Annotated in this window: 13 protein-coding genes; 8 read left to right on the forward strand and 5 right to left on the reverse strand. The window is 39.1% G+C overall.

Translation table 11 applies throughout. The features are described from left to right. Positions 1–73: 73 nt before the first annotated feature. The 3 genes from MB09_RS11410 to MB09_RS11420 are packed head-to-tail and all read right to left on the reverse strand — an operon-like array spanning position 74 to position 4,093. A complete protein-coding gene (locus MB09_RS11410) occupies positions 74–2,635 on the reverse strand; it encodes a TonB-dependent receptor (protein WP_052671362.1) in 2,562 nt (853 codons plus the stop codon). Then, entirely contained in the window at positions 2,616–3,527 is a 912-nt protein-coding gene (locus tag MB09_RS11415; protein WP_045081044.1) for a FecR family protein, read from the reverse strand. Before MB09_RS11415 ends, MB09_RS11410 begins: the two co-directional genes overlap by 20 nt. Positions 3,528–3,583: 56 nt before the next feature. After that, positions 3,584–4,093, reverse strand: coding sequence for an RNA polymerase sigma factor (locus MB09_RS11420; RefSeq protein WP_045081045.1), 510 nt, complete (start codon positions 4,091–4,093; stop codon positions 3,584–3,586). 103 nt (positions 4,094–4,196) lie between these two features. Here MB09_RS11420 and MB09_RS11425 point away from each other — a divergent pair, with 103 nt between their 5' ends. The 8 genes from MB09_RS11425 to MB09_RS15545 all read left to right on the forward strand — a co-directional run bounded on the left by MB09_RS11425 (position 4,197) and on the right by MB09_RS15545 (position 10,614). Beyond that, positions 4,197–5,954, forward strand: coding sequence for a hypothetical protein (locus MB09_RS11425; RefSeq protein WP_131459894.1), 1,758 nt, complete (start codon positions 4,197–4,199; stop codon positions 5,952–5,954). Positions 5,955–6,131: 177 nt separating this feature from the next. Further along, positions 6,132–6,953: a hypothetical protein gene (locus MB09_RS15535; RefSeq protein ID WP_052671363.1), complete on the forward strand. Its 822-nt coding sequence runs from the start codon at positions 6,132–6,134 to the stop codon at positions 6,951–6,953. A 3-nt stretch (positions 6,954–6,956) separates the two neighbouring features. After that, entirely contained in the window at positions 6,957–7,634 is a 678-nt protein-coding gene (locus MB09_RS15540) for a hypothetical protein (protein WP_052671364.1), read from the forward strand. Between the two features lie 120 nt (positions 7,635–7,754). Further along, the gene (locus MB09_RS11440) at positions 7,755–8,135 is read left to right on the forward strand and encodes a hypothetical protein (RefSeq protein ID WP_240484834.1); all 381 of its coding nucleotides are present in this window, start codon (positions 7,755–7,757) and stop codon (positions 8,133–8,135) included. A gap of 5 nt (positions 8,136–8,140) precedes the next feature. Continuing rightward, positions 8,141–8,689 (forward strand): YceI family protein, encoded by a 549-nt coding sequence (locus MB09_RS11445; protein WP_045081048.1) that lies wholly within the window; start codon positions 8,141–8,143, stop codon positions 8,687–8,689. Between the two features lie 11 nt (positions 8,690–8,700). Continuing rightward, the gene (locus MB09_RS11450) at positions 8,701–9,078 is read left to right on the forward strand and encodes an OB-fold protein (protein ID WP_045081126.1); all 378 of its coding nucleotides are present in this window, start codon (positions 8,701–8,703) and stop codon (positions 9,076–9,078) included. A 4-nt stretch (positions 9,079–9,082) separates the two neighbouring features. Further along, the gene (locus MB09_RS11455) at positions 9,083–9,970 is read left to right on the forward strand and encodes a DUF5777 family beta-barrel protein (protein ID WP_317619485.1); all 888 of its coding nucleotides are present in this window, start codon (positions 9,083–9,085) and stop codon (positions 9,968–9,970) included. 65 nt (positions 9,971–10,035) lie between these two features. Beyond that, entirely contained in the window at positions 10,036–10,614 is a 579-nt protein-coding gene (locus tag MB09_RS15545; RefSeq protein ID WP_131459896.1) for a T9SS type A sorting domain-containing protein, read from the forward strand. A 75-nt stretch (positions 10,615–10,689) separates the two neighbouring features. Here MB09_RS15545 and MB09_RS11465 read toward each other — a convergent pair whose 3' ends face one another. Further along, the gene (locus tag MB09_RS11465; RefSeq protein ID WP_045081050.1) at positions 10,690–11,337 is read right to left on the reverse strand and encodes a carbonic anhydrase; all 648 of its coding nucleotides are present in this window, start codon (positions 11,335–11,337) and stop codon (positions 10,690–10,692) included. Between the two features lie 195 nt (positions 11,338–11,532). Continuing rightward, on the reverse strand, positions 11,533–12,339 hold the full coding sequence (locus tag MB09_RS11470) for a DUF3472 domain-containing protein (RefSeq protein ID WP_165586703.1): 807 nt from the start codon (positions 12,337–12,339) through the stop codon (positions 11,533–11,535). Between the last annotated feature and the right edge of the window lie 208 nt (positions 12,340–12,547).

Below are 12,547 nucleotides of genomic sequence, written 5' to 3' on the forward strand. Positions count from 1 at the left end.
TCGTTCGTTCATCACCCCCGCACCCAGCACCCAGCATCCAGCATCCCGCGCCCAGCACCCAATTAACCACTTTCTAAAACATAAGTTGAATAGAAAAGTTGGGTGTAATACCCAGCGACAATTCTTCTACTTTATTTACGGTCACTTCATTAGTATCATCTCTCACCAAGGCATAGCGAATGTTTACCGTATTTTTGGTATTTAACAGATTTAATAGGGCAATGTTAATTTTTGCATCAAAAGTGGGGGAAAGTTTCCAGAGGTATTCTGCGGAAAAATCTGCGCGAAGATAATCTAGCAGCCTTTGGCTATTCGGCATATCATATTGTACGGTTGTTAAACTACCTTCCGTTGTTGTTTCTGCCCCCGCCAATGGAATAGTGTACGGTTTTCCGCTGTGCCAATTTACACCCAAGGCAAGTTTTAATGCATTCCACGAATAGCTTCCGGCCAATGTTGCGGCGTGTTGCATATCCAGATTGTTTGGAAAGGTTGAAGGTACGAGATCTTCAAATTCATAATTGTTTTCGCTCAACACATAGCTGACCCAAGCACTAAACGATTCTGATTTTCTGTTGATTACAATTTCAGCTCCTTTAACCTTGTAATTGCCAATTGCCTTTGAAAAACGAAATTGGTTTTGAAAACCTTGGTTGGCACTATTTATATCTGATACAACTTTATAAAATCCTTCAATATTTATAAAATAGCCATTTTTGCTGTAAACCAGCCCTGCCGAGGCTTGCTTGCTTTTTAAAATTGGAGTGTCTTCCTCATCGGCTAATATCCAGCGTCTTTTTTCAATACCGAGGAAATCACTTTCAAAATCAACGCGTTGGGTGGCACTTTGACTTTTGAATTCTCCCAAAACTTCAACTGCAAAACCATTGCCCAATTTTTGGTGCAGGCTTAACCGCGGCTCAATTAAAATTTCATCAAACTTGTTAAAATAATTTCCGCGAACACCCACAGCTACAAAGGTTTTGTGATTGCTAGAGAGATAGTTAATGCCGCCAAATACCACATGACTGCGCAACACGTCTTTTTCATAATTGCGAAATCGCGGTAGGTTTACATCCTGGGTATTGGCAATTCCAACTTCAGAAAAATGATAACCCGTTTGAAGGTTTAAGTTTTTTGAAAGCACCACCTTAGCGTCAATTTTAACCCCAGTTTCCAAAACCTCATTTTTTTGAATTTGTTCCTGACTGGTAAAAATATCTCGGTTTAGGGCATCCAGCAAATAATAGCTGCCATATCCCAAAATGGTAGTTTCAATACTGTTCCCCCATAAACGATTCCACGAAATGCCTCCAAGTAAGCTGCGTTGGTCCAATTTACTTGTTTTTGATTGGGAATTGATGGCCAAGGTTTCAGTGAAATCCAAGGAATTGTCTATGGTCAGAAAATTAAAACGAAGCTTGTCATTTTCAGAAATATCCCACAATAATTTGGCGCCGAAATCGTAAAAACTGAAATTTTCGTCCGTACCAATTCCAATATTATTTTGGGTGCTTTCGGAATTGCTGATCTCACTGTCCTGAAAAATCCGTTTCGTATAATTTTTGTAAATGGGCGATTCCCAAACTTCGTTGCTGGATTTTCTTCCTGCTACCTCAAGGCTTGCCTTTGCAGAAAGTGGAAGGTCTAAATATCCGCTTCCGTTTATTAGATTGAAACCTATTCCGGCCTCGGTTTTGGCTGAAACTGTATTTTTTGAGTGCATATCCAAAACCCCCGATACTCCCTCGCCATACCGTATGTTTGTTCCGTTTTTATAAAGCGTTACCTTTTTTGTGAGGTTCGGGTTGAAGGCAGAGATAAGACCGAAAAAGTGACCGCTTTGATATAATTTTATATCGTCCCAGAGCAATAAATTTTCGTCGTGCATTCCGCCACGTATGTTGATATTTGAAATAGTTTCGTCCACACTTTCCACGCCGGGCAACGCTTGTGCTATCTGCAATACATCGTTTTCAACCTGTCCGGGCAACAGACCAAAATGCTCGGTGGAAAGAACAACGGAACCGTCCAGGTTTTTATTGATCCCCTTTGTAAAAATATTGTTTATTAGAACCGGCTCAAGTGCAGAAATAGATGCGAACATCAGTAATGCGCTGCAATCTGTTGATAATTTTGACGTGCTCGATGCAAGCCGTGAATAGCCCACAAAGCTAATGGTGAAATTGGTATTTGCAGGTTGCTGCGGGACGTAAAAAAAACCCTCGGCATTCGAGATTGTCTTAAACGAATTATCCGCTGCAATAATGGTTGCGCCTTCCAGCGGCAATTGAGTCTCATAATCAATTAGCCTACCACAAAGAAGTCCGGAATTTTTATGGGAAGTTATGGTAATATATCGCTCATTGATTCGGTTAAAGTGAAAGGGTGTATTTTCCCGAAGATATAAAAGTACATTCTCAATGCCCACAACATCTTCGGAAGGTTTTATCAATTTTATCCCTTCAATTTCTTCGTGAACATACGAAAAACGTACATCGTGCTTCTTTTCCAAAGTTTCCAGATAAGCTAAAAGTGTGGTTTCTTCGGTTTTCTGTGCTGTGGCATTGGCTCCCAAAACACAGAACACCAAAATTAAAAGAAAGACTTTGTAGCTACTTGCTATGTTTGGCATCAATGGTTACTGCTCCGTTATTACTAATTTTATAGGTCAATTGCAGGGGCTCACAAATTGATTTTAATGCGAGTTCAAGATTTTTGTGTGTAAAAGTGCCAGTAAATTTCTTGTCGAGATTTACATTATTTACGGTTACCTTAACGGCAAACTGTCTTTCCAATTCCTCCAATACCCGCTGAAGTGACACATTTTCAAAACTACTTTCATCATTCAGCCATACGGGCAAATGGTTGGGGTTGGCTTCATTTAGCATCAATTTACCATTTTCTATCTGTATTTTTTGTCCCGCAGGAAGTTTTAACAAAGTATCGTTAAAGGCTACACTCACCAAACCTTCAAAACACGCGACGGTAAATAAACCGTCCCGAGCCGAGACATTGAACTGTGTGCCAAGTACGCTAACCGTTCCTTCATCGGTTTTTACGCTGAAATTACTGCCTTTTTTTACTTTGAAATATGCTTCCCCATCCAGCGTAAGTTCGCGGATATTGGCCCAATCTTTTTTGTTGTATGTAATTTTGGAGGCAGCGTTCAACGCTACTTCAGACCCATCGGGGAGCAGAAATCTTTGGGTTTGTGCAATCTCGGTTTTTACTGAAGTATCAAGGGTTGTTGTGTAATAGTATCCTGCAAGCAACAATGCAAATACGGCAGCCACCTTCCAGACTACTGAAAAAATATTCCGGTTTTGTAAGCGCCCCACAGATTTTGTTTTGTTTGAAATAGCCTCAAAATTTGCTTGGGAATTCATTTCAGCAATCTCAAAATCTGAGCTGGCATCTGCAATCTTTATATAGGAAGCGTATTTAGGATCGGCTTTTAACTGTTCCAGTTCTTCCGGCGTGGCCTCGTTGTTCAGCCATTTATGCAATAAATAATCATTTTCCATTTTCAAGTGTATTCATTGGTGAAACAGTTCAGCAAACCATTACCCTACCATTTATCTTAAACATTTCCTATTTCCTTCCGAAGCACTGCCAAGGCTTGGCTCATTCTTTTCTCCACGGCTTTTACTGAAATATTGAGCATTTGGGCTATTTCGGCGTATTTTTTTCCTTCAATTCTATTTAAAAGAAAGGCGGTGCGCTGGGCTTCCGTGAGGTTTTCAAGTGATTTTTTCAACTTTTCGCGAAACTCGTCTTCTTCCATCAAAAATTCTGGCGATTGATAATTGGTTTTATCAGCTTGTCTCTTGGCGTGTTTTAAAACTACTTTCTTGTGGGCCACTTCATTTAAAAATGCGTTGTTGCAAACGGTGTACAGAAATGATTTTGCCTTTTCTCGGGTAACTTTTGCGCAATTTTGCCAAAGTTTTATAAATGCCTCCTGTACCAAATCGTCTGCCTGTGCCGGGTCACCACACCTAAAATAGATAAATCGCCACACTGGTTTTCCATGCACTTCATACAGCTGGTTGAATGTATTTTCGTTACAGACGTTTTCAGATTGTTTCATACGTGAAATTGATGGTTTTCAAATATATTTAAAAGTTATTCAACTTGGAGGGTAGGGTTAATTTTTATTAATTTGTTATTACTGTAGCATAAAGGTCTATAATTTGAAAAAAACATATTTCCTCCGTTTAATATTGTTGGTTTTTTTAGGTGTTTTTATCTTTTCTTGCCAAAAAGAAGAAGAGGAGCACATTGATGAAACCGAAGAGGAAACCATTAACTCCAATTCGCAATTAACCGATTTATTATTGCGAACGTCCCAAAATCCTGGCGCGTATGACGATATAATTGATGGAAATAGCTGCGCATCAGTAATTTTACCCGTAACGGTAATTGCCAACGGACAGCAAGTGACGGTAAATACTCCTGAAGACATAAATATTATTAAAGATATTTTTAATCTGTTTCCTAACGATACGGATACTTTGGAAATTATGTTTCCAATTTCTTTGGAATTGTTTGATTATACCCAAGTAACGATAACTAATCAAACCGATTTGGATGCCCTTGCTGCAACTTGTGATATTGCCGATGCCGAAATTGGGTGTTTGAATATTGTTTATCCTATTTCTTTTTTCACCTATAATACCGATCAGCAGCAAACGGGAACGGTGACTATTACTAATGATTGGGAGCTTTTTGATTTTTTGCATCGTTTGGGGCCAGATGATTTTATCAGTATAGATTTTCCTATTACGGTACAATTGGAAGATGGTTCTTCAGTGGAAGTTAACACCAATCAGCAACTGCAAGCATTAATTGTAGATTGTGTAGCCAATACCAATGAAGACCCGATAGATATTTCGCAATTTGAAGAAGATTTAACCACCGGCATTTGGTATGTAGATTACTTTTTTGACGATTACGATGAGACTGACAACTATGCCGGATATGAGTTTACTTTTGCTCTAGACGGCACCGCACAGAGCGTAAAATCTGGGGTGGTGATAAGTGGAACTTGGGCCCTGGTAGAAAATTTTAAATTGGACTTATTCTTTGGAAGTAGTGTTCCGCTCAACGAACTTGACGAAGATTGGGAAATAATTGAAGCCAATGCAGAATTTATTAAATTGAAACACATTAGCGGTAGCGATGGAAGTATAGATTACTTGACTTTTGGTCGCGAACCGAACACTGGCGGGACAAATACAGAGCTCAATCTTTTTATTGAAAATTTGATAACCGGCAGCTGGTACGTTAATTTGTTGGAAGAGTATGGCGTTGACCACACCGCAAATTTCAATGAATTTGAATTTACTTTTTTCGGAAATGGCTCTGCCACCGCAGTAAGCAATAACGATACGGTCAACGGATACTGGACTGCCCAAATGGACAGTGGTAATTTAGACTTTATCTTAAATTTTGAAACTACAACCAATGGTGATTTTGGAGAGTTGAACGATAATTGGGATGTGCTGGAAGCAACTCAAACCATTATCAGACTTTCCGATGTAAGTGGCGGCGGAACAGACTACCTTACTTTTGGCCGTGAACCAAATGGCGGCGGTGGAGGAGGTCCCGATCCACAGGAACTGCGCGATATTCTTATATCTGGCACTTGGTATGTCGAAAAATTCTTGGACGATGGCGATGATGAAACTGCAGACTTTAATGGTTACGATTTCAACTTCTACAACAACGAAACTGTTTATGCTACAAACGGAACCGAGAACGTTTACGGAATTTGGGTTGTTACGGTGACCGGCCAAGAACTCAATTTTGAATTTGATATGGACAGTCCAATTAACAGGGCAGACGACCAAAATTATAAGGCTTTACAATACGTTCCTACTAGGGTCACTTTTATAACCCGGAATAGCCAAGGAGAAATAGAGGATACGTTAATCTTCAGGAAAAATTGAAAACGCACTTGTAAAACTTCATATCTTTTTAATTCACATCAGATCACCCTATATACGGGTGATTTTTTTTGCCCAAATTTTCAGTGCCCTTGCTGGATTTTTCAAAATTCTCAAAAATAGGGTAGGGTTTTTTATCGCTTGGCTGTCTTATTCATATATAACCTAAAAGAAATTTTAATGAACCGATTGATCAAATTAACCGTTTTTATTTGTCTCACATTGCTTGTGGCCAATGCTTGTTCAGAAGACGACGCTCCCATCGTTGAAAACCCAGATACCAATATAATAGCGGTAGATTCTGAATTGGGTGATTTGCTGCTTCGCACCACGGACGGCAATAATACATCCTCAATTGATGGTATAGACCTTGTTTACCCAGTAACTTTTTTTATATATAATTCAAATCAGCAGCAAACCGGAACCCAAACGGTTGGGAGCGATGCCGAACTTTTGGCGTTACTGCTTTCTTTAGAAAATGGAACTTATATAGCGTTGCAGTTTCCCATAAATGTGGTCTTACATGACGGAACAGTAGTAGGGGTTAATAGCAATGCGGAATTGACAACCTTAATTTCAGACTGCATCTCAAATGGCGGTGGGGCTCCTTCAAACTTTGAATCTATTTTAACTTCAGGCTCTTGGTTTGTTACCTATTTCTTTGACGATGAAGATGAAACCGATGATTTTGCGGGTTATGAATTTACATTCGCACCAGACAATACAGCGCAAGCCGAAAATTCCACAAATACTGTTTCGGGCACGTGGCAACTAACGCCGAGCACAACTCCAGATTTAATACTGTTTTTCGGCAATAGCGATCCGTTTGATGAGCTTGACGAAGATTGGGATATTATTGAAGCCACCCAAGACATTATTAAATTGAAACATATGAGCGGCGGCGATGGCAGCGTAGATTTTTTAACTTTTGAGCGCACACCTAACGGCGGCGGGGGCGGAAACACTTCAAATTTTGTTGATAATCTTACAACTAGTGTTTAGTATGTGAACCTTTTAGACGACGATGGAACTGACGAAACTTGTGATTATGTGGATTACCAATTCACCTTTAATGCAAATGAAACGGTTACAGCTACCAGCACCACCAACACAGTAAACGGTACTTGGGCGGTTACGAGTAGTAGCAGCGGCATAGACCTTATTTTAAACTTCGAAATAACTGGCGGCGACGATCCTTTTGACGACTTAAATGACGATTGGGACGTACTAAGTTTTGATGCCCAAATAATAAAATTGATTGATGTTAGCGGCGGAAATGGCGGTACGGATTATCTCGATTTCGGAAGAAACCCGTACCAAGGTTGCAGCGGTGGTGGAAACACAACGGAGCTTACAAATATCTTAATTGATGGCCAATGGTTAGTAGCAAGCTACATAGACGACGGCGATGACGAAACAAACGATTACAACGGCTATGCGCTTACATTTAATGCAGATGGAAGTGTCCTTACAGTAAATAGCAATAATACCATTAGCGGAACATGGAGTGTCGTAACAAGCGGAAGCGGTCTTGATGTAATACTAGATTTTGGAACTGCAATTCCTTTTGACGAATTGAACGACGATTGGGATGTTGTTACCTACACAACCACTAGAGTAGAACTCTTTGATGTTAGTGGTGGTAACGGTGGCACAGATTATTTGACTTTTGAAAAACTATAACTGCCCTAAATTTTGACTATGGGCTGGGGGAATATTGATACTGTGTAACCACTGATGATTTTTTTCATCCAACTAGTATCGCTCATTTTCTTTTGAAAACCCAAGTTCAATAAATATAAATTGAAAACACAACTCTTTATGAAAACCGTTGCGCAGATCTTAATTTCTCTTTTGTTGGTAGGTTGTACCACAAGTACCTATGATGACATTGAAGAAATGCCAGAGGAAAATCAAGGGGAGCTGGTAACCTACAACGATGTGGCTTTTATATTTCAAAATAATTGTACGGTTTGCCACAGCAATCCTCCGCAAAATGGTGCGCCGATGGGGTTAACCAATTATTCCGAAAATAAAGATGCGGTGGAAGATAGAGACCTTTTAGACCGTATTAGTAGAGAGGAAGGCGAGCAAGGATTGATGCCTTTGGGCGGTCCGCGCCTGCCACAACAACAAATTGATTTAATAATGCAGTGGAACATTGATGGACTACTGGAAAATTAATAATTATGAAAACTACAACCATTTTCTTAATCATCTGTTTTGCATGTGTTGCTTCGGCAATGGGGCAGGGAAAATACGCCACCAAAACAGGACAAATAAACTTTGAAGCTTCCGTTCCTTCATTTGAAGAGGTAAAGGCGAAAAACACCGATGTAAGTGCAGTTTTAGATGCGGCTTCTGGAAATTTTGCAGCACTCGCGCTAATGAAAGGCTTTCGGTTTAAAGTGGCTCTGATGGAAGAACACTTTAACGAAAACTATATTGAATCGTCCAAATATCCAAAAGCGACTTTTAAAGGAACAATTCAGGATTTTGACATTTCTGAAGTTGCTGGAAAGAAAGAGTATTTAATCAAAGGTACTTTCAATCTTCATAGTGTGGATAAAAATATGGAGGTGCCGGCGGTTATTTCGGTCAATGGCGATGTTGTATCGCTTACAGCCCATTTTGTAATGCATCCGGAAGATTTCAATATTAAAATTCCTTCAATTGTAAGTAATAAAATTGCTGAAGATGTAAACGTTTCAGTGGAATTCAATTTACAGCAACAATAAAAATGGAACCCATGGGCAAGCAAAGAAAATTTCTAATCTTGGTTCTGATACTCGCATTGATAGGCTTTTTTGGCTATAACTACCTCTATCAGGATCACAGAGACATAAAGACAGAGACTTCACAGCTGGAGATTACGGCACCCTATTTATTGGAACGTTTCAAAAAAAATGATGCCGAAGACTTGCTGAATAAAACTATAACGGTAACGGGCATAGTTACAGATCTGGAAGAAGGTGCAATTACTTTGGAAGAAAGCGTTTACGCCAGTTTCAACGAGTCTTTTTCAAATGTATCGGTAAATCAAAAAGTAAGCATCAAAGGTAGATGCATTGGGTATGACGAATTGTTCGAAATCGTGAAACTGGATCAATGTTCACTTATAAAATAGCGCAATGATGAAAAAATGGGCATTTTTAATATTCTTACTTCCGGTATCAATTTTTTCGCAAGATGATCTTTTGAACAACCTTGAAAGTGAAGCGGTAATCGATAAAACGGTAACTGCTACTTTTAAAGGACTGAAGGTTGTAAATTTTGAATCTACAAAACTGGCCGATAAAAACGATTTTTACTTTGTTGTAGCACATCGTTTTGGTTCGGTAAAAAATGGTTTCAAAGATTTTTTCGGTCTGGACAACGCTGTAACCCAGTTGAAATTTATATACGGGTTTACAAATTGGTTGAATGTAGGGGTTGCACGCAGCTCATTTCAACAAAAATACGGGGCGAATCTCAAATATCGCCTAATTCCGCAGGAGCGGGAAGGGTTTCCAATAACCATAGTGGGTTATAATTTGGTTACCATAAACACATCTTTGGAAAAAGACCAATACGCAAAGCTGGAATTTGAGGATAGGCTTACCTACACTTCGCAATTATTGTTATCGAAAAAATTTGGCGAATCATTTTCATTATTACTTGCTCCAACTTATATCCATGAAAATTTGGCAACCCGCAGCCGCGAAGTTTTGGCAAATGGAACCACAATAAATTACGATGAAGAAGCAAACCAATTCGCCCTCGGCTTGGGAGGCAGATATAAAATTTCAAATCGAGTAAGTATTAACGCAGACTACGGCCTTCATTTGAACCGAAATGATCACTCCAGTTTTAGAAATCCGTTGTCGGTAGGGGTAGATATTGAAACGGGTGGCCACGTATTCCAAATGCATTTTACCAATGCACAAGCTATGTTTGAAGAAGGATTTATTGTTCAGGGACAGGGAGATTGGAGCGATGGCAACTTCTTTTTTGGCTTTAATATCAGTCGTGTTTTCTAAGAATCTTGATTGTAAAAAAAAATATAAAGACAGTTCAATTAATTATTAATCTAAAATCAAATATTATGAAAAAAATTAAACTATTTTTTTTGATGGCACTTACAGTCTCCATGGCAAATGCACAAACAACTTTTGACCTGGACTGGTTTGTAGGCATTTCGAATGCCAATGCGAGTATAACCATAGAACCGGGCGACACTGTAAGATGGACTTGGACAGATGAGGTACCGCATTCGGTAACAAGTGATTCTGGCAGCCAGGAAAGTTTTGACAGTGGAATCCTTACCGGTGCTGGCAGCCAATTTTCCTATACGTTTACGCAAGTAGGAGTAAATCCTTACGAATGTGATGTGCATTCCAGTATGGAAGGTACTATTACCGTGGATAATGTAGCCTCGATTGCGGATAAATTTAGAATGAATATTTCATTCTACCCCAATCCTGTTGCTAACAAATTGACGGTGGCATCCCTTTACAAATTGGATAGTTATAAAATATATAACATTCTGGGGAAATTAGTGGCCCAAGGCGCTGCTGATGGCAATATTACTGAAATTGACATGGCCAGCTTGGAAAGCGGTATGTATTTTATCAATGCCACCTCTGGAGATATGCAGGCAACCTTTAAAGTTGTTAAGCGGTAAAACTGCTACATTAAAGAAAGAGGCTGTTTATATAAACAGCCTCTTTCTTTTTATTGGTATTTGATGATAGAATTTTTACTTGGATTCTATCTCATCTTTATCCAAATGATAAATTTCCATAATGCCTTCCAGCACCTTTTCGAAATCTATTTTCAGGTCTATTAGTTTTCCTGAGGCCATATCCATTACCCAGCCATGAACGGTGAGATTGCCATGACGCACGCCTAATTGCACGTCAGCTGTTTTTATAATGTTTACGCACTGTTCCTGTACGTTCAGTTCTACCAACCTTCGGTATTTTTCTTCCTCATCGGTTATTTTATTTAACTCGTCCCGGTGCAGTCGGTAAACGTCCCGAACGTTTCGCAACCACGGATTGAGAATCCCCAGATCTTTTGATTCCATAGCCGCCTTTACGCCCCCGCAACCGTAGTGGCCACAAACTACAATATGCTTCACTTTTAAAACATCAACCGCATAATTAATAACGCTCATTGCGCTGAGGTCAAGATTGGAAACCATATTAGAGATGTTTCGCATCACAAAAACATCGCCCGGCTTTACACCCATAATCTCTTCTGCTGTTACACGGCTGTCGCTACAACCAATATAAAGGATGTCAGGGTTTTGCCCATTGGCTAGGTTCTTGAAATAGTCGGGATCGTTGCCTAATTTTTCACTCACCCAGGTTTGATTGTTCTTAAAAATTTGTGCTATATCCATATTTTTCTGAAGATTTTATTCAGGCTATAAAGATACAGTAAAAGCAGTTTTGCTTGCAACTTCAAAATATATTCTGTTAGTTATTAATTTTGAACATTATTTATGTTGATTGGTCTTTTCTGGAACTTCCAAAACCTGCAATTGGGTTGATATTGGGTAACTTGATGATTGATTGTTTATATAACTTTGCAGAATTTATTGGCTTCCTGCTTCTACTTTATAGGTATTTGGCCCAATTTGTCCCGTTGTTGTAAGTGATGCGCATTCGTCATTTCTTTCAAAAATAGCTTTGGTAGGTTTTACAGTTCCGTTGGCCATTGTTGGAAAATCATAAATGGTTTTTGTATACCCAATACTACTACATGGATGTCTATTGCCATCTTGTGAGCCCCAATATTCAGTAAAATTGTAGGATGTAGCATTAAGCCATTCCCAAGTATCCGGAACCAAGATTTTTCCTATAAATTCCTCTTTTCCAGTTTCCATATCCATAACCCAAGAGCCCCACCAAGTTCCGCTATTTGGTGCTTCTGCCTTGCCAAGTTCCCAAACCCTTACGCGATATTTACGTCCTTCCTGCCAATTGTATTTTATCCTGCAAGAATACCCGAAACCTTCATGCCCAAAGGCTTTGGCAAAACCATTTGGACTTTCGACAGTTTTTGCTTCCCAAATTGAGAAAATGGCAATTTTTGTTTTCTCACCTTTATATGAAGCCGAATTTTGAAGGCCCATATATCCTGTTTTACCATTTTTAAAAGAGAATTGCTGTGCCCAATAGAAATTGGGGGCTTCTTTTTCTATGGTAAGAAAGAAATCTAAATTATTATAACCCTTGCTGTCAGCATCTAATTGCGGCCAGTTAAATATTGCTGACGCTATATAAGTAGGCGATTTAAAAGTTAATTCGTTATTGCCCGTATTATTTTGTGCCATTAAAAAACTATTGCCGGCAAAAAATAGTAGGACAGCTGAAGTACAAATTTGCTTGAGATTTTTCATTATGGTTGGTTTTAGGTTAGTTGTTTTCATTTGCTCTAAATACCCGAGCAGATTACCGCCAAGGATATTTTTGATAGTTCTGCGCGCTTAGTTGAAGCGTTCCGAGTAAAACGAATAATAATAGTTTGGTTTTCTTTTTTTTAAATTGAATCATTGATTTAAAGTTGTTTGACGTTTTATCTCCACCCTTCGCTAAAGTTACGCAAGC

Source organism: Aequorivita vladivostokensis (genome assembly GCF_000952855.1).
Classification (GTDB): Bacteria; Bacteroidota; Bacteroidia; order Flavobacteriales; family Flavobacteriaceae; genus Aequorivita; species Aequorivita vladivostokensis.